This is a genomic window from Haloarcula hispanica ATCC 33960, assembly GCF_000223905.1.
Classification (GTDB): Archaea; Halobacteriota; Halobacteria; order Halobacteriales; family Haloarculaceae; genus Haloarcula; species Haloarcula hispanica.
Genome location: NC_015948.1, coordinates 2,278,336 through 2,296,051 on the forward strand (window position 1 = coordinate 2,278,336; position 17,716 = coordinate 2,296,051).

General features: G+C 68.3%; 18 protein-coding genes. 17 read left to right on the forward strand and 1 reads right to left on the reverse strand.

Features of this window, described 5'->3' with window-relative positions; all coding sequences use genetic code 11:
• Window positions 1-25: 25 nt before the first annotated feature.
• The 12 genes from HAH_RS11465 to HAH_RS11520 all read left to right on the forward strand — a co-directional run bounded on the left by HAH_RS11465 (window position 26) and on the right by HAH_RS11520 (window position 13,091).
• Window positions 26-538: a DUF7310 family coiled-coil domain-containing protein gene (locus HAH_RS11465; RefSeq protein ID WP_014041057.1), complete on the forward strand. Its 513-nt coding sequence runs from the start codon at window positions 26-28 to the stop codon at window positions 536-538.
• Window positions 535-1,008: a DUF7311 family protein gene (locus HAH_RS11470; protein WP_023843383.1), complete on the forward strand. Its 474-nt coding sequence runs from the start codon at window positions 535-537 to the stop codon at window positions 1,006-1,008. The genes HAH_RS11465 and HAH_RS11470 overlap by 4 nt, the downstream gene beginning before the upstream one ends.
• Window positions 1,001-2,860, forward strand: coding sequence for an ATPase, T2SS/T4P/T4SS family (locus HAH_RS11475; protein WP_014041059.1), 1,860 nt, complete (start codon window positions 1,001-1,003; stop codon window positions 2,858-2,860). The genes HAH_RS11470 and HAH_RS11475 overlap by 8 nt, the downstream gene beginning before the upstream one ends.
• Window positions 2,857-4,602, forward strand: a complete 1,746-nt coding sequence (locus HAH_RS11480) for a type II secretion system F family protein (protein ID WP_014041060.1) — start codon at window positions 2,857-2,859, stop codon at window positions 4,600-4,602. The genes HAH_RS11475 and HAH_RS11480 overlap by 4 nt, the downstream gene beginning before the upstream one ends.
• Window positions 4,603-4,636: 34 nt before the next feature.
• The gene (locus tag HAH_RS11485; RefSeq protein WP_014041061.1) at window positions 4,637-5,098 is read left to right on the forward strand and encodes a DUF7283 family protein; all 462 of its coding nucleotides are present in this window, start codon (window positions 4,637-4,639) and stop codon (window positions 5,096-5,098) included.
• A complete protein-coding gene (locus tag HAH_RS11490; protein WP_014041062.1) occupies window positions 5,079-5,474 on the forward strand; it encodes a DUF7285 family protein in 396 nt (131 codons plus the stop codon). Before HAH_RS11485 ends, HAH_RS11490 begins: the two co-directional genes overlap by 20 nt.
• A gap of 8 nt (window positions 5,475-5,482) precedes the next feature.
• The gene (locus HAH_RS11495) at window positions 5,483-6,343 is read left to right on the forward strand and encodes a DUF7284 family protein (RefSeq protein ID WP_044951978.1); all 861 of its coding nucleotides are present in this window, start codon (window positions 5,483-5,485) and stop codon (window positions 6,341-6,343) included.
• Window positions 6,331-9,333 (forward strand): DUF7286 family protein, encoded by a 3,003-nt coding sequence (locus HAH_RS11500; RefSeq protein WP_014041064.1) that lies wholly within the window; start codon window positions 6,331-6,333, stop codon window positions 9,331-9,333. The genes HAH_RS11495 and HAH_RS11500 overlap by 13 nt, the downstream gene beginning before the upstream one ends.
• 50 nt (window positions 9,334-9,383) lie before the next feature.
• On the forward strand, window positions 9,384-9,812 hold the full coding sequence (locus tag HAH_RS11505; RefSeq protein WP_014041065.1) for a DUF5791 family protein: 429 nt from the start codon (window positions 9,384-9,386) through the stop codon (window positions 9,810-9,812).
• A complete protein-coding gene (locus tag HAH_RS11510) occupies window positions 9,809-10,699 on the forward strand; it encodes an SDR family oxidoreductase (protein ID WP_014041066.1) in 891 nt (296 codons plus the stop codon). The genes HAH_RS11505 and HAH_RS11510 overlap by 4 nt, the downstream gene beginning before the upstream one ends.
• A 49-nt stretch (window positions 10,700-10,748) precedes the next feature.
• On the forward strand, window positions 10,749-11,933 hold the full coding sequence (locus HAH_RS11515; protein ID WP_014041067.1) for a DHH family phosphoesterase: 1,185 nt from the start codon (window positions 10,749-10,751) through the stop codon (window positions 11,931-11,933).
• A gap of 72 nt (window positions 11,934-12,005) precedes the next feature.
• A complete protein-coding gene (locus HAH_RS11520) occupies window positions 12,006-13,091 on the forward strand; it encodes an aldo/keto reductase (protein ID WP_014041068.1) in 1,086 nt (361 codons plus the stop codon).
• Here the strand turns inward: HAH_RS11520 and HAH_RS19985 are convergent, their stop codons facing one another.
• Window positions 13,092-13,262, reverse strand: coding sequence for an HVO_0758 family zinc finger protein (locus HAH_RS19985; protein WP_004517187.1), 171 nt, complete (start codon window positions 13,260-13,262; stop codon window positions 13,092-13,094).
• Between the two features lie 119 nt (window positions 13,263-13,381).
• Between HAH_RS19985 and HAH_RS11525 the strand changes: the two genes are divergently transcribed.
• The 5 genes from HAH_RS11525 to HAH_RS11545 all read left to right on the forward strand — a co-directional run bounded on the left by HAH_RS11525 (window position 13,382) and on the right by HAH_RS11545 (window position 17,691).
• Entirely contained in the window at window positions 13,382-14,518 is a 1,137-nt protein-coding gene (locus tag HAH_RS11525) for an MFS transporter (protein ID WP_044951980.1), read from the forward strand.
• A gap of 32 nt (window positions 14,519-14,550) precedes the next feature.
• Window positions 14,551-15,021 carry a DUF7109 family protein gene (locus tag HAH_RS11530; protein ID WP_014041070.1) on the forward strand — a complete coding sequence of 157 codons (471 nt, stop codon included), beginning with the start codon at window positions 14,551-14,553 and terminating at the stop codon, window positions 15,019-15,021.
• Between the two features lie 89 nt (window positions 15,022-15,110).
• Entirely contained in the window at window positions 15,111-15,731 is a 621-nt protein-coding gene (locus tag HAH_RS11535) for an NUDIX hydrolase (protein ID WP_014041071.1), read from the forward strand.
• A 70-nt stretch (window positions 15,732-15,801) separates the two neighbouring features.
• A complete protein-coding gene (locus HAH_RS11540; RefSeq protein ID WP_014041072.1) occupies window positions 15,802-16,587 on the forward strand; it encodes a DUF7388 family protein in 786 nt (261 codons plus the stop codon).
• Window positions 16,588-17,691, forward strand: coding sequence for an NAD(P)/FAD-dependent oxidoreductase (locus HAH_RS11545; RefSeq protein WP_014041073.1), 1,104 nt, complete (start codon window positions 16,588-16,590; stop codon window positions 17,689-17,691). It begins immediately after the preceding gene.
• The last annotated feature ends 25 nt before the right edge of the window (window positions 17,692-17,716 follow it).

Below are 17,716 nucleotides of genomic sequence, written 5' to 3' on the forward strand. Positions count from 1 at the left end.
TACTAACACGCGACCAGGGACGGGCATGACAGATATCGAGACGCTGGCCGAACGGCTCCGCACGGTCGAACGCGCGGTCACGGACGGAACGACTGAGTTCCCGGAGGTGACGGAACTCGCTGAGTTGGAAAGCCGCGTGGACTCCGTTGAGCAGCGAATCGACGACATCGACGAGCGGACGGCGGAGCTCGAAGCCGCCACGCAGGCCCTCCGCGGCTACGTGGGGAACATCCGCGCGGTCAACGAAGATGTCGAGCAACGCGCCGACGCGGCGCTGGCGGCGACCGACCGACTGGAAGTCCGACTCGACGAGGAACTGGCATCGCCGTCGGCATCTGACCCATCAGCGGCGGGGACCGACCAGTTACGGGCGGAGGCGGTACAAGGCCATCCAGGCTTGTCGGATAGCGGCGAGCACACAGAAGCGAACGCCACGACCGGGAAACCGACCGATTTCTCCGCCATCACCGACGGCGGTGATCCCGACGACGAGACCACTGACGCGGGCGTTATCGGACGTATCCGTGCGCTGCTGTGATATACCGGCTGGTTCTCGCCGTCGCGGTCATGACCGCACTTGTCGGTGCAACAGCGCCAGCGCTATCGACGGCCCGAGCAGACGCAGCCAGTGGTGCCATGGAGCGTCAACTGGACGAACTGGGGGCCGAATTGACCACTTTAGTCGAGACTGACGACGCGACGGCGAACGGCGACGCGCGGCGTGCAGTGGAGATACGACTCCCCCCGCGGAGCTACACGAACGCCGGCGTCAGTCGACTGCAGTTCGCCGAGCGGGCCGGTGTTGGCGTCGCGACCTGGACAGTCGAGTCCCGGAAGCGGACCGAGCGGCTGGTCGGTATCCCGATCCAAACGACGGCGTCGACCGACCGGCTCGACGAACCCGGTACACATCGACTCGTGTTCGTCTTGACGCGGTCGGACAGCCAGCGGGTGCTGCGGGTCCATCGGTTTAAGTCCGAAGCCGCGGCGAGGAACGACCATGCGTGAGTGGCTCTTCGGGTCATCGGCGTCGGACTGCCGCTGTGAAACGGCAATCGAGGGTGAGCGGCTGGTAGTGACGGCGGACCAGTGTCCGGTCGGTGGTGACCTCGCCGCGTCGGCTGACTGCCGGGCGACGGTCGTCGATTCGCTCTCGTTGACCGGTATCGATACCGTCGTCACGGAGCAAGCAGGACAGGAGCGAGTGTACGTCGACCGGGCGGCGGCGGTACTCACCGCGGCTGGCCGGTTCGCGACCAGAGTCGCCTCGCTGGACGACCGCCTCGCAGACCGCGCTCGCCGGGACCCCGTCGCTGCCGCCGCGGAGGCAGTCGGCCGAGCGGGGCCGGTCGCTGACCTGGCGGCGGAGACCGGGTTGGCGGTCGCCACAGAAGGCTTCGATACCAGCGAGCAGGCGCTCACTGCATACACTGGGCCAACGATTAGCGACGCCCGCGTCGGCGCAGCGCCGCCGGCGGCTGCGGCTCTCCGGGACCAGCAAACGCTCCCGACAGAGGCCGTCGTTCGGCGATACGACACGCGCAGCGACCACCTGCCGATGTATCATATCGAGCCCCGCGAACAGCGGTTCGACGCGGACACGATGGAGACGCTCGTCGAAGCGTACGGGCGAGTCGCCACCGCTGCCGCTGACGGCGGCTGTCACCCGTACGACGCAGCTACCGCGGTGGCCGGCGACAGTACGACGGCAACCGCTGTCGGTGCCGTGCTGGAGAAACACACGGGCGGGCTCGGGATTCTGGAAGATATCTTCGCCGATCAGCGGGTGTCCGACGTGTTCGCGACAGCCCCAGTGAGTGATACCCGGCTCCGAGTGCGTTGTGACGGCGAGACGATGCGAACGAATGTCCGCCTGACGCCGGCGGGCGCGAACACGCTGGCGTCGACGTTCAGACGGTCGAGCGGCCGGGCGTTCTCGCGAGCGAGCCCGACGCTCGATGCAACGGCGACGGTGGCTGACCGACAGATTCGCGTCGCTGGCGTGAGCGAACCGGTCAGCGACGGCCTCGCCTTCGCCTTTCGCGCCCACGACAGCGACGTGTGGCGACTGGCCGACTTCGTCGACAACGGGACGATGCCGACAGCCGTCGCCGGGCTGCTCTCCGTCGCCGCGGAGCGCGGCGGGGCCTGCCTCGTCGCCGGCCCCCGCGGTGCGGGCAAGACGACGACACTCGGGGCGTTGCTCTGGGAACTCCCCCACGAGGTCCGGACGCTACTCATCGAGGACACGCCCGAACTGCCGGCGTCGTCACTGCAGTCCGACGGCCGGGACGTACAGGCGCTTCGGACCGCCAGCGGAGAGGGGCCGTCGGTCGACGCCACGGAAGCCCTGCGGACCGCGCTCCGGCTCGGCGAGGGCGCGCTCGCCGTTGGGGAGGTCCGCGGCGAGGAGGCCAGCGTTCTCTACGAGGCGATGCGTGTCGGTGGCGGCGACGGGGCCGTCCTCGGGACGATTCACGGCAACGGCCCCGAAGCGGTTCGGGAACGGCTGGTGTCTGACCTCGGCGTCCCGGTGCAGTCGTTCGCTGCGACGGACCTCGTGGTGACGCTGGCTCCGCCCGCGTCGGAGCACGGCCGCGGCATCGCATCTGTCGCGGAAATCGTCTCCCACGGCGACGACGTTTCTTTCGAGATGCTCTATGAGCGCAATGGGCCGACAGCGACAGCCACCGGTCGCTTAGAGCGGGGTAGCAGCCGTCTGGTGGAGTCGCTCGCCGCACCCGGCGAGTCCTATGCTGAGGTACGCGACACTATCGAGGCGCGAACCGAACGATTCGAGGAGTCAGTGGCTGTCGAGACACGCGGGAACGAACCGCCCACAGACGAGGCCCAGCCGTGAGACACGCCAGCGGTTCAGACGACTCCGGCGACAGCGCGAGCACGGCACCAGCCGCACCGCTCACAACCGCGGTCGGTGCGACCTATCCTGACACTATCGAGGTACCAGACGACTACCGGCGAGCGTGTCGGCTGCTCTCGGTTTCGGCCCCGCCTGAAGCACTGCTGACGGCGAGCTACGCCGTTTCGGTGTGTGGCTCCCTGCTCGCACTGCTCGCCGCTGTGACGGTGACCGGACTGCTGGCGACGACTGTCAGCCTCGGACTCCTTGCTCTGTCCCTGAGCGTCGCGGCGCTGGGACGGTACGGCGTGCCGTTCGCCGCCGAAGCAAAGCGGATTCGAGCGCTGGGGACCGCGCCGTCGCTCGTCACGACACTGGTGCTCGGCGCAACGCTGTGGCCCAGTGCTGAGCGGGCGGCGGCGTTCGCCGGACGGGCCGGAAACGGCCTGCTCGCCACACGGCTGCAACACCATCGACAGCGAGCCGCGGGCACGCCACGGAGCGGTCTGGGAACGTTCGCGGCGGCCTGGAGCGACCGGTTCCCGGCGCTCGAACGCGCAGTCGGACTGGTCGAGAACGCGACGGCGGCCCCAGCCGAGGAACGGCCCGAGGTCCTCGAACGCGCGCGGCGATGCATCCTCGACGGGACGCGCGACGAGATGGCGGCCTTCGCGGCCTCGCTCCGCGGCCCAGCGACCGGCCTGTACGCGTTCGGTGTGCTCCTACCGCTGGCGATGGCGTCGCTGTTGCCCGCCGCCGCTGCCGCGGGTGTGCCAGTGACCGCCCCTGTGCTGGTCGGGACCTACGTCGTGGTCTTGCCCGGCGCACTGTTGGTCGCCTGTTGCTGGCTCCTGGGCCGGCGACCGGTCGCGTTCCCGCCGGCGACAATCCCGCGAAGCCACCCGGACGTGCCGGCATCGGCACTCCCGTCAGTTGTGGTCGGCATCGTCGCCGGAATCGGGGGGTGGCTCCTTGCCGGCGCGCTCGTCGCTGCGTGGGCGTCTCCTATCGGGGCACTCGGGGCCGGCGTCGGGAGCGCGCTCGTCAGCTACTACCGACCCGTCGCCGAGGTCCGGGCCCGTGTCACCGACATCGAAGCGGGCCTCCCCGACACGCTGTCTGCCGTCGGTCGACGGCTGGGCCGCGGCCAGTCAGTCGAAGCCGCGCTCGTCGAGGCTGTCGACGAGACTCCCGAACCGACCAGCGCCGTCATCGAAGCCGCCGTCGCGCGTCAGGAGCGTCTCGGCACCAGTGTCGAGGGGGCGTTTCTGGGTCCCGGCGGCGCGCTCGCTGATGTTCCGAGCCATCGGGCCCGTCGGGTGGCGACACTGCTGGATACAGCCGCAACAATCGGGCCACCAGCGGGACCGTCAGTGACGACGATGGGTGAGCATCTGGATGCGCTCCGCACCATCGAGCGTGAGACGCGTCGTGACCTCTCGCAAATAACCGAAACGCTGTCGAACACGGCCGCGCTGTTCGGTCCGCTGATCGGCGGCGCGACGGTTGCGCTGGCCGGGTCGATGGGCGGCGGCGAGCAGTTCAGCACTATTTCGAGCGCGCTGCTGGGCCCGGTCGTCGGCTGGTACGTTCTCGTCCTGGCTGTCCTGTTGACGGCGCTGTCGACGGGCCTGCACCGGGGCCTCGACCGGGCGCTCGTCGGCTACCGAACCGGTCTGGCGCTCCTGTCGGCCACGGCCACCTTCCTCGTCGCCGTGGTCGCTACCGGGCTGCTGGTCTGAGTGTTTAAATCGGAGGCCGCGGCCAGGCCGTTCTATGTTCGAGACGTACGTCGATACGCTGTACCTCTGGGTCGGTCTGGGAACGGTGAGCGTGGCCGTTCTTGGCGTCGTCGTCGGCCTGCCGACGACCGCACCGCCGGACGCGACGGCGACAGCCGCAACTATCGATGAGGTCACCACCAGCCCGCCCGGGTCCGTCGCACACCGACGAGTCGTCGCTACGGAGTGGCGGTTTAACGGGCGTGACCTCCGCCTTCGCAACGACGGCGGGACAGCCACCGCACGACTGATCCGAGCGGCTGTCCCGGCGCGGACCGACCGGCTACAGGCTGTGTTGAACGGTGAGCGACCGAAGGCGGTGTACGACTCGCCCGACGCCTTCCGTCGGGACACCCGCCAAACTCGGGCCGGTGACGACGGGTGGCGACCGGCCCCCGACCGACTGACGGTCAGGCACGTCGCCTGGGGAGGGACCGATGTCACCATCGTCGGATAGAGCGACGACGGAGCCGCTGGCCGCACTCGTCGCCGTCTTCGCCGTCACGCTCGGCGTGGCGCTGTACGCCGGCGTAGTAGACGAAGCATTCGGAACGCTCGACGACGACCGCAATATCGCCACCCCGACCGCCGATGCTGTGGAACAGCGGCTCTCGTCGGCCGGCATCGTTCAGCCCGGCGCGCTCGACACCGCGCTCGATGCAGTGCCGGCGAATTACCACGGGAACGCGACCATCACGGCGACGGCTGGCGGGCGATGGAGCAGTGGCCAGAAGCCACCGAGCAGCGCCGACACCGAAACCAGAACAGTGAGCGTGCAGGTCGGGCCGGGGGCAGTCCGCCGGGGAACGCTCACCGTTCGGGTGTGGCGATGACCCGAGCCATGAGCGCCGTCGCCGACGTGACGGTGTTTCTTCTGCTCGTCGGTGCGGCCGCAGGGACTCTCGTGAGCGGTGTCGGGGTGGAAAAGCCGGTAGCAACCCCAAACCCTGCGGCCGAGCAAGCGTCGGCGCTGGCGACGAGCACCGCGAGCGTCGAGTACGATTTGCTCGTCCCACCGTCCGACCGCCACAGGCCACCCGACCACGCCACGCGACGGCAGCGGACGAGTCACGGGACCGTCGCGGAACTGCTCGGTGAGGCGGCGATGAGCGGTGTCACCGTGGACGGCGAACGGGTATCGAGCGCCGGCACGGACTTCGAGTCACGAGTCGCTGCGGCAACGCGTGACAGACTCCACAGCCGCGGGCATCGAACGTCCGTCCGTGTCACCTGGGCACCGTATCCCGGTGCGCCAGTCAGCGGCGAGTACCGTGTCGGCGACCGGCCCCCTGACAGCGTGGACGTTCGGGCGGCGACGGTAACAGTTCCGAGCGGGATGGAGGCCGTCTCGGAGCCGGCCCGTGAAGCAGCAAAGACAGGCGGCTACGACGGCGTGGCGACGGTCGTAGCTCGGAGCGTCGTCGACGGGCTGTTCCCGCCGACACAGTCGCGGTACGCTCTCCGTGGCGACTACCCCTCGGACGTGCTGCTGGCCGCGCGGTACGAGCGCATGGCCGACCTGACGGGGGCGAGCGTTGCCGTTGAGCAGCAATCGGCGACAGAAATGAACCGCGACCTGACCGCGGCGCTCGCCGCCCGGCTTCGGACCGACATGCGGTCGCGGTACGACTCGCCAGCGGACGCCGCCCGCGCCGTTCGAGTGAGCCGTGTCCGCGTAACTGTCAGGACGTGGTCTCCGTGAGGGACGACACCCGCGGCCGGATCCCGTTCGCGTTGCTCGGCGTCCTCCTTCTGGTAAGCAGCCTCACGCTGGCCCCGACGTTCGTTAGCGAGCCGGCCCCGAGCGAAACAGCCGTCGAGCGGGCGCTGAATCAGGCCACGGCGGAGACGCAGGTCGCCGTGCGGGACGGCGTCTCGACGGCCGGCCGGCAGGCGGCCGCGAACCCGGTCGTCACGCCGGCCGATACGCCCACTGGCCGGGTGCTGAACGGCTCGACGGCGTTCCGGGACTCGCTCAGAATCCGCGCCTATCTCCGGGTTGCGGACCGACTGGAGCGCGTCACCGGCCGAAGCGGTGACGTGACCGTGACCGCCAGTTTGCCGACGGTTTCTAACGCGAGCGACCTCCGGGCTGCGAAACGTCGCGTCTCGGTCGAACGCGCCGGGCCGAACGAGACCGCGATGCGGGCGACGGTCGAGAATATCGTTCTGACGGTTCGGCGCAACGGAGCGGTGGTCTCGACACGGCGGGTTTCGCCGACCGTCGTCGTTCCGAACCAGGCGCTCATGCTCCACGACCAGGTGTCAACCTACCAGACGCGGTTGAACAACGGTCTGGACAAGCCGGGCCTGAGCCAGCGGATGACAGCGCGGCTGTACCCGATGGCGTGGGCGAGAGGATATGCCCAGTACGGCGGCGCAGGCGTCGAGAACGTCGTCGCGAACCGGCACGTCTCGCTGGCGACGAACGGCGCACTGCTCGGCGTCCAGCGGTCGACCTTCGGGCGGAGTGACCCCGCCGGTCGTCGTGCTCTGACAGAGGCGACAGCGATGACGGGAATCGAAGACGTCGTTCGGGGGAGCAGGGGTTCCGCTGTCTCCAGCGACGTGCTCGATCAGGCCGACTACAAACCGGTCAGCGAGACGCCGCCGCGCCCGAAGTCCACGGCCAGTCCGAGCCCGGGGGATTCGATGACCATCGGCGTCAACGAGACGGCCGACACCGCGTTCCGGTCCGTCACCGAGCCGTCGGCGCTCAACGAAACGCTCGAAGACGCGTACACCGTCGAGGTAGCGCTGGAAGTCGACGAGCACCGACTGGGCGGGGGGCCGCCGGGGAAGCCGGCCTCGCCGGGCAGCGAGTGGACACTAGTCGCCGACCGGACGACTACATCCGTTGAGGCGGTCGGGAACGCCAGCGGGGGTGTTGCGACGCCGGACGGCTGGCACAGATTGGAGACGTTCAGCCGGACCGTCGAGCGACAGTACACGCGGACCGCCGTCTGGCAGAACGGGTCAGTGCGTCGGCGCACGACTGTGTCGAGCACCGCGCGCTATCGCGTGACCGTCGCCGTCGTCGGCCGCCATCACGGCCGCTCAGTGGCACCGAACCGCTCGATTCGGACCGCACACGACGCCAGCGCAAGCCCGTTGAACGGGTCGAACCTCGCCGATGTGGAGCCGAAAGCGATGGACAGGCTCGTCGGCCACGCCGGGGGGAGAGACGAGACCGCCGAGCGAGTCGTCGACGACAGCCTGGGCCGGACGGAAGCGACGGTGACGGCCGACCGACCACCGGAACTGCACGAGTGGGTGTATCGGGACCTGATGGCTCTACGGGAGCCAATCCGCAACACGACCGTCACCGTCGAGCGCGGACGTGTAGGGACCTTCGAGACGAATCCCCCGCGGGAACTTCGGGAGCGGGTCGCACAGCGCCGTGCCGACCTCGCGGCCGTGCCGGACACCTACGACAGTACGGCCCAGAAGGCCCGCGCCGCGGCCCGGCTGACCTATCTGAATGCAGTGTTGACGGAGCTAGATAGGCAGGCCTCGGTTCGGGACAGTAACCGGAAGCGAGTCGACGCACAGCTAACGGAACGCACCGAGGGGTCGCTGCGTGCCCTCCGGAAAGGATTGACGGCCCGTGAGACGCGCGTCCCCCGGTCACGCCCGGTCCCGGTCGGTCCGGCCGGTCCCGTCAGGACGCGGGTCGATACGCAAACGCCGTATCTGACGCTGGCCGAACTGAACGAGAGTCGGTATCGCGCGCTGGACGGAAGCGAGCATCCGCTGGTGGCGCGGAACGCGAACGTGTTCACGGTCCCCTACGGCGACGCCGCCGACGCCGTCGTTGGCGGTGCGTTCGAGGGTGGCGATAGGGTGCGCCTTGCAACGGCAGCGAACGCACTCGCAGCCGCGAACGAAACCCTCGAAGACGAGTCGAGCGCCACGCTCGCTTCGGAACGTGATGCGCTCCAGCGGGAGGTGGAAGCGGCCAACGAGGAGCTGACGACGACGCTCTGGCTGGCAGTCTCCCAGCACACTGAAGCTGAACAGGGCGAGAGCAAGGCCATTGTCACTGAAGCGCTGTCGCCATGGGACACACCGGCGGCCCGAGCGCTGGCGCTGACCAACGGCTCCGCGCAGGAACGGGTCGCCCACGTCGCCGGTGCCCGGCTGAACCTCACGCGGGTCGAACGCGACCGTCTCCGCCTGACGCTGTTCTCAGTCGACACGCCAGCGACCAGACCGACGCTGGAGTCGACAAACGGGACGGCCTCGGCGGTACGGTCCGTTGCGAAAGACGAACTGAGCAAAGCGCTGGCGAACGCAGGGGAACAGAAGGTCCAGCAGTTCGCGAAGAAGCGTCTCGGAACGGACAAACTGCCGGCTGGCCTCCCGCTGGCACCGCCGGTCACCCCCTGGTACGCGACGGCGAACATCTGGTGGGTTACCGTCAAGGGCGAGTACGCCAGGTTCGCCGTCTCTGCGAGTCACGGCCCGCCGAGGGAGCCAGGCGCACGGACCACCTATGCGCGTGACGGGCACAACGTCACGCTCGACGTGGACGACGACGGATCGACAGAGCGATTGGGTACCGCCGACCGCGTCTCGTTCAGCGCCGATACGGGCGTTGTCGTCGTGGTACCGCCCAAACCGCGCGGGGTCGGTGACAAGGGCGGGACCGCCGTGGAGGAATCGAGCGGGTGGCCGCACGCAGGTACCTGACCCCGGGCCGCATAACGGAAGTGAAATACCCCGGGGCCATACCGACACCCATGCTTCGAGGCGAGTTTCCGGACGCGGGCGAGCAGTCCCACGAGGAGTTACTGGCGGCCTACAGCACTGTGCTGGCCGAGACAGTCGAGACAGTCGGCATCGAGGAAATCGTCGCCGAGACCGATCTCGATCAAGCGACAGTGACAGCGTTCGCCGACAGCGATATCGGCGACCGAACGCTCGATGAGGCGGTCTCGGTCCTGGCGACCCACCCGAACCGGCCGGACGCCGACGCGCTGCAGGCCGAAGCGCAGGACATCCTCCTGATGGGGATGACGACAGCCGTGATAGACGTAGAATCGCTGGCCTCCGGCATCGACGACGAACTGGAGCCGAAAGAGATCCAGCAGAAAATCGAGGGTCGCTACCCGATAACACTGGCCGAGTACGCCCTCCTGCACAGCTACATCGAGGGGGAGAAGCGGTGACGGAACGCGTCGCCATTCTAGGCTGTGGCTACGTCGGCTTGGAACTCGGACGGCAGTTGCGGAGCAGCCACGAGGTCGTGGGCGTTCGCCGGTCCGACGACGGCATCGCAGCTATAGAGGACGCCGGCTTCGAAGCGGTCCGCGCCGACGTGACCGACCCCGAGTCGCTGTCGGCGGTGCCGGACGCCGACTGGCTCGTCTTCGCCGCGAGTTCCGGCGGCAGGGGAGCTGAGGCCGCCCGCGAAGTGTACGTTGAGGGACTCCGGACGGCTATCGACCACTTCTGGTCGCGGGCGGACCCGCCCGAGCGACTGGTGTACACCTCCAGCACCGGCGTCTACGGCGACCACGACGGCGCGTGGGTCGACGAAGAGACGGGGCTGGACCCACAGACCGAGAAGACCGAGGTACTGGCCGAAGCAGAGCGCGTAGCCCGTGAGCGCCCCGTGGAACACGGCGGCCACGGCTCGGTCGCTCGCTTCGCCGGCCTGTACGGCCCGGACCGCTACCGACTGGAGCGGTACCTGGAGGGACCGGTGACGGCCGGCTACCTGAACATGGTCCACCGGGCCGACGCGGCCGGGGCCGTGCGCCACCTGCTGACGGGAGACCACCGGGAGGAAGTCGTGCTGGTCGTCGACGACGAACCCGTCGAGAAGTGGGCATTCGCCGACTGGCTGGCCGAACAGTGTGACGTCCCGTTCCCGCCGAAACAGACGACGGCGGAACGACTGGCCGACGACAGCCTCTCGGAGACGGCGAAGCGCCGTATTCAGACGAGCAAGCGATGCTCGAACGACCGGCTCCACGAACTGGGATACGAATTCGAGTACCCGACATTCCGGGAAGGGTACCGCGACGCCGTCCGGGAATACCGGCAAAATTAGCTGTATCGGGGGCGAACTTTATTACTGATAGGCTGGCGAACAGCGTGGTATGACACGCGTTGCCGCCGGCGGACTCCAGATCGACGCCGCCGCGGCGTTCGCTAGCGAGAACCCCCTGCTGGTCGCTGGTGTCGCTGTGGTTCTTCTCGCCCTCCTCGGTGCCGGCATCTGGTTGCGTCGGTATCTCAGCCGAACGCCCGGCGAGCGACTGCGTCGGACGCTGACCGGCTACGACCGGATCGCGGTGTTGATGCACCCGAACCCGGACCCGGACGCGATGGCCTCCGCGCTGGCCGTCAACCAACTCGTCGCCGGCACTGATACGTCAGCGTCGTTGCTGTACCCCGGGGAGATACGCCGCCCGGAGAACCGGGCCTTCCAGACGGTGCTGGATCTGGATTTCGACCACATCGAGACTGTCGACGACATCGACGGCGAGGCAGTCGTCCTCGTCGACCACAACACGGCACGCGGCTTCCCCGGTGCCGAAGAGATAGAACCGGTCGCCGTCATCGACCACCATCCCGGCAACGGCAGCGGGGACGAGTTCACGGACATCCGGTCCGATTACGGGGCCTGTGCGACCATCTTCGCGAGCTACTTCAATCAGTTGGAGTTCGAGTTCAGCGACACACAGGGGAACGGGGGTATCGATATCGACGCGTCACCGGCAGAGACCATCCCCTGTGCGCTGGCGACGGGGCTGATGTACGGTATCCAGTCGGACACCCGGTCGCTGACCAACGGGTGTAAGTCCGAGGACTTCGCGGCTGCCGCGTACCTCTACGATGGGATGGACAGCGACCTGCTCAACCGCATCGCGAACCCGCAGGTCGACGCCGAAGTCCTCGACGTGAAATCCCGAGCCATCGGGAAACGAGAGGTGCGAGCGCCCTACGCGTTCAGTGATGTGGGCGAGGTGTCGAACACGGACGCGATTCCGCAGGCGGCGGACGAACTGGAGACGTTAGAGGGCGTCTCGGCGGTCGTCGTTGTCGGCGAGAAGAAAGGGACCATGCGCATCGCCGGGCGCTCGCGGGACGACCGCGTCCACATCGGCCGGGCGATAGAGGCCGTCGTCGACGATATCCCGATGGCCGAGGGCGGCGGCCACGCTCGGATGGGCGGCGGCAAGGTCCCGGTCGAGCACATGGCCGGCCTCGGCCCCAGTAACGGCGTTTCCCGGGAAGATTTCCGCGAGCGGGTGTTCGATGCGATGAGCGGCGAACTGTGACAGGCGACTCCTGCGCTGTCGCCGACTCCAGTGAATCTCTGTCCTTTTGTCACTGCCCGACCAACACCCGGTATGGCCACACGGGAGGCGACCTGGGCGTACCGGGACGACCACGACGAGTTCGCGCGCACGTTCTACCGGCGGTTCGGCGACGGCGTCGTCTCCAGCATCGGCATCGGAACGTACCTCGGCGACCCGACCGACGAGCGGGACGCGAGTTACCACGACGCTATCGTGACGGCACTCGAATCCGGCATCAACGTCGTCGACACGGCGATAAACTACCGTCACCAGCGCTCCGAGCGGGTCGTCGGCGACGCCGTCGCGGACGCCGAGGTGGACCGCGATGCGATTGCCGTTGCGACGAAAGGAGGGTTCATCCCGTTCGACGGAGAGCGCCCGGCGGACCCCGGCGCGTTCGTCCGGTCGGAGTACCTCGACACCGGCATCGTGGACCGCGACGACCTCGTCGCGGGCCAGCATTGCATCGCGCCCGACTACATTGACGACCAGGTCGACCGCTCGCTCGCGAATCTGGGGCTGGACACCATCGACCTCTACTACGTCCACAATCCGGAGACGCAACTGAAATCCAAGTCCCGTGAAGCGGTGTACGACCAGCTAGAGGCAACCTTCGAGCGACTGGAGGAGCGCGCTGCAGCCGGCGACATCGAGCACTACGGTGTCGCGACGTGGGAGGCGTTCCGCGTGGCCGCTGCCCACGACAGCTATCTCTCGCTGCCCGAGGTCGTCGAGCGCGCACGCGCCGCGGCAGAGACGGTCGGCAACGCGGCGACGCATCTCCGCGCGATTCAGTTGCCGTTCAACGTCTCGATGGCCGACGCGTTCACCGTCGAATCCCACGACGGCGCGGAGGGGGCGCAGTCGGCGCTGTGGTTCGCTCACGAGGCCGGGCTGGACGTGTTCACCAGCGCATCCATCATGCAGGGCAAGCTGGCCGCAGCGGTCCCAGACGACGTGGCGGCGAAGCTCTCGGGCGAGACGAGCGCACAGCGCGCCATCAACTTCGCACGCAGCGCGCCGGGCGTGACCTGCTCGCTGGTCGGCACGGGCTCGGTCGAGCACGCCCGGGAGAACGTCGATGCCGGTCGGTACGAGCCGCTCGGTGCGGACGCGTTCGACGCCGTCTTCGAGTAGCTAGCTGAGTTCCTTCCACTTACCGTCGCACTCGGGGCAGACGCGCACTTTCCCGACCTCGTCCGGGTCGTTCTCCGTCGCGAGCGGCTCGTCACAGCTGGTACAGGAGAGCCGTCCGTAGTTGTCCTTCTCGACGTCGCCGGCCCGGAGGGCCTTCCTCACTGAGTCCATACCTGCCAGTGTGCTACCCGCGTGTAAAAACCCCGTGGCGGCGTTCCGGAACGTTGTTCATGGCTTCCGGTCTATCACCGGTCGTGTCTCGTCGCCGTATCTTCGGCTCGCTGTTGGGGATGGTGTTCTGCATCAACCTCGCGAGAGTCGTCTTTGCACCACTTATCGAGCCGATCCGGGCGACGACGGGTGCGTCCGATGCGACGCTCGGACTGCTCGCAACGATGGCCTGGGCCGGGAGCGCCCTCCCGAGGCTTCCCACCGGCGTCCTGCTGACCCGGATATCGCGGGCGAAGGTCATCTTCGGCTCCGGTGTCGTGTTGACGCTCGGGACGACGTTCACCGCGTTCGCGTTCGACCCGACGTTGTTGCTCGTCGGCGCGTTCACTATGGGGCTTGCCAGCGGCGTCTACCTGACTGCGGCGAACACGCTGGTCAGCGAACTGTACCCGGAGCGGCCCGGCCGCGCCCTCGGGCAACATGGGGTCGCTTCCCAGCTCGCCGCCGTCGGCGCGCCGGCGCTGATCTCGTTCGTACTCATCGTCGGAACGTGGCGGACCGCGCTGCAGGGGATAGCGGTCGCCGCGGGACTGGTGACCATCGCGTTCACGCTCATTGCGAGACGCTCGCAACTCCCCGACGCCGGGAGCGAAGACCGCGACCTCCTCGGCGCGGCGCGCGCCCAGTGGCACATCATCGTCACCAGCGTCGCCACCATCGGCGTCGCGGGCCTGGTCTGGAACGGACTGTTCAACTTCTACGTCACCTACGCCACGAGCGTTGGGCTGTCCGCGGGGTTAGGTCGAACGCTGCTGTTGCTCGCGTTCGGCGCCGGCGTACCGGCCTTCTACGTCAGCGGTCGGCTGGCCGACCGTCTCCCGTCGATTCCGTATCTCCTGACGATTCTGGCGGCCTTTACCGGCTGTGTGCTGGTGCTCCCGTCACTGACCGGATTCTGGTCGCTGGCCGCGTTCAGCGTCGTCGTCGGCTACGTCATCCACAGCATCTTCCCGGCGGTGGACGCGTACCTGCTCGGCTCGCTCCCGGACCGCCACCGCGCGAGCGCCTACGCCACCTACGGCGCGGGAATGATGGTGATGCAGGCCCCCGGGAGCGCGCTCGTCGGCCGACTGCTTGATGCCGGCGTCACGTTTCCGACACTGCTTCGCGGCATGGGAATCGCGTTGCTCGTCGTCCTCGTTGCGATGGTGTCGCTGCACCTCGACGGTCGCCTGCCGAGCGCAGCCCGAGCCTAAAGGCTGAAGCCGCTCGGTGCCGCGTCACCTGTATGGACCTGCAACCGGACGAGCTGGCTGGCGTCGTCGACCTCTTCGGCTCGCTCACCAGAGCGGAACTCGTCGACGCCTGCGGCGAACTCGCCTTCAAGCAGGGCGTCGACGCCGACCCGGACGCGGTCGCGGCGGCCATCGACGGCGCTATCGACTCGTATCACCTCGTCGCCGTCGACGACCACGCCGCCGATACAGACGAGACGCTGCTGGTAGTCGGCCCGGTCGCGTTCCCGGCCCTGCCCGACGGCGCGGCCGACCTCCCGCATATCATGGACGTCCCGTCCCGCGACCTCGCGCGCGACGCTGTCATCGAGGCCGTCAAGTCCCGTTTCCGGGAGGACGCGGTGATGGCCGTCAAGAACGGCGACGAGGACCGCGTCGAGACACTGCTCGACGTGAGCTACGACATCGAAGCCTGGGAGAGCGTTGAAATGGACGGCCTCCGCGACCGTCTGGACGACGTGTGAGCCCGACATCCGTATTCTGCACCATTAAATCGGCTAGTTCGCAGGAGTGAGCCACCCGAATTAAGACGCTCGGGTACCTACGATGTGCTATGCAGTTCGACCGGGTCGCGGCCCACGAGCCAGTCGTCGTGGACGACGAGCCACAGGAGGCCGCCGTCATCGCCCCGGTGGTCACGCGACCCGAGGGCGAGGCGATACTGTTCACGAAACGCGCTGACCACCTGTCTGACCACCCCGGGCAGATGTCGTTCCCCGGCGGCGGCCGCGAACCCGAAGACGAGGACCTGCTGCGGACGGCGCTCCGGGAGGCCAACGAGGAGATCGGACTCGACCCGCTGGCAGTCAACGTCGTCGGCCGGCTGGACGACATCAGGACCATCACGCGCTACTCCGTGCGCCCGTTCGTCGGCCGGATCCCGGACCGCGACTATCTGCCCTCGGACGAGGAAGTCGCCGAGATCGTCCCCCTGCCGGTGTCGGAGCTGACGGACCTGGACAACTACGAGTCCGAACACCGCGACCATCCCCACTACGGCGAGATACGGCTCCACTTCTTCTACGTCGACGGCTACACCGTCTGGGGCGCGACGGCTCGGATGCTCGTCCAGTTGCTCGAACTCGCAACCGACTGGCGGATGCCGCCCGAGCCGGACCGCTACATGGAGCCGGACGACGACCTCCCGCCGAGCGTGCGCGACGAAGCTGAGTGACACAGAGTGGGTTGTGGTAGGGCCGAGAGCGACAGGATTTTGCGACCCCGAGACGTTGATCGCGTACTGGATGACCACGCTTACCGGTGCGACACTGGCGGCCGCCGGCATCGACGCGGTGGCGCTCAAGCCGACAGAAGTGGACGTGTCGCGGGCGACAGACCTCGACATCGAGACGCTCGCAATTGACTACGAGGGGGCGGCCCACGTCCCAGAACCGGACATTATCGAGCGACTGGCATCGACCGCCGACGTACGCGTCACCACGCCAGTCCGGGCCGACGGCTTCGATCCGCTGGGAGACGACAGCGGGTTCGACGCGCTGCCGGCCGGTGCGGGACACGTACTGGTCGCCGGCCACAGCGCGTATCTCTCGGAGGACGAGGCCGAACGGGCCGTCGCACCGCGGTTGCGGGCGGCCGTCGACGACGCCAGCGACCCCTGGGTCGGCACCGAGGGCATCGAACGCCTCGCGCTGGCGGTCGGGGGCACGCAGTACGAACTCCTCTCCCGGACGACGGCCCGCGACGTGCGGACGCTCCGGACGGCCGGCTTCGAGGGATCGATTGCCGTCTACGCCCCGCTGGTGCTCTCGAACAGCGAGGACGCGATGCTGGACGCCGTCGGCGACTACGCGGCCCGGCGCGGTCCGGTCCGGAACGCGCTGCCTGACGGTGCGCCGACGGACAGCCGAGCGACGGGTCGGGCCAGAGACGTACTCAAACAGGCCATCCGCGACTACGCGCTCGTCGGCTCCGTCGAGACAGTCGCCGAGCGAACCGAGCGACTCCACGACATCGGCGTCGACACAATTGTCGGCTATCCGGCGCGTGGGCTTGACCCCTTCCTCTCGTAAATGAACGTCGCCGTCGTCGGCGGCGGGGCCGTCGGTCTGTCGACCGCACTGACGCTGGGCCGTCACGGCGCGTCGGTCACGGTGTTCGAACGCGATGAACTGGGCAGCGGTGCGAGCGGCCGCGCCGCCGGCCTCTGCTACGACGCCTTCGCCGACGACGTGGACGCGGCCGTCGCCGCGGACGCGATCACTCGCTACCGCGACCTGGACCTGTTCGAGCCCCAGCCCTACGTCTGGGTCGCACGAGACGAGAGCGACGCCGCGGCCGTCCGCGAGCAGATCGCGGGGATGCAGCGAAACGGCGTCGCGGTCGAAGCGCTCACGCCGGCGGAACTCGGCGACCGCTACCCGGCGCTGGACACGAGCGGCATCGAGGTGGCCGGCCTCGCCAGCGACGCCGGCGTGCTCGACCCGGACGCTGTGGTAGCCACGCTCGCCGAAACAGCCCGCGAAGCGGGCTCGACCATCGAAACGGAAACCCCGGTCTCGCTCGCGTCGCCGACGACCGTCGAAACGCCGGACGAAACGCGGACGTTCGACGCGGTAGTGGTCGCGGCCGGCCCACAGACGAAGCCACTCGTTGCCGACATCGGCGTCTCGCTTGCGCTGAAAGCTTACCGGGCGCAGGCGCTCGTGACCGAGCCGGTCGACGCCGCGTTGCCATCGTTCTACGACGCGACGCGTGAGTTCTACTGGCGGTCGAAAGCCGACGCGCTGCTGGTCGGCGACGGCGCACACGAGGTCGACCCGACGGAGTGGAACCCGGAGGCTGACGCCGAGTTCGTCACTCGGAGCCTCGACCGTGTCGAGCAGTCAACGGCGCTCTCGCCGGCTTGTGACCGAGCCTGGTCTGGTCTGTGTACAGCGACGCCAGACGGCGCGCCGCTGGCCGGGCAGGTCGCCGACGGGCTCTGGGTGGCGACCGGCTGGCAGGGCCACGGGCTCATGCGCGCGCCAGCGATGGGCGACTATCTCGCCGCAGACGTTCTCAATCGCCCGAATCCGCTCTCCGAGCATTTGCCCGACCGGGTCGACCCAACGCGGTTCGACGGCTCCGAAGAGTTCGCCGCGCTGGACGACCCGACGCGTGACTGGGACGAGTAAATGCGCTGTGAGAAAGTGTATACGC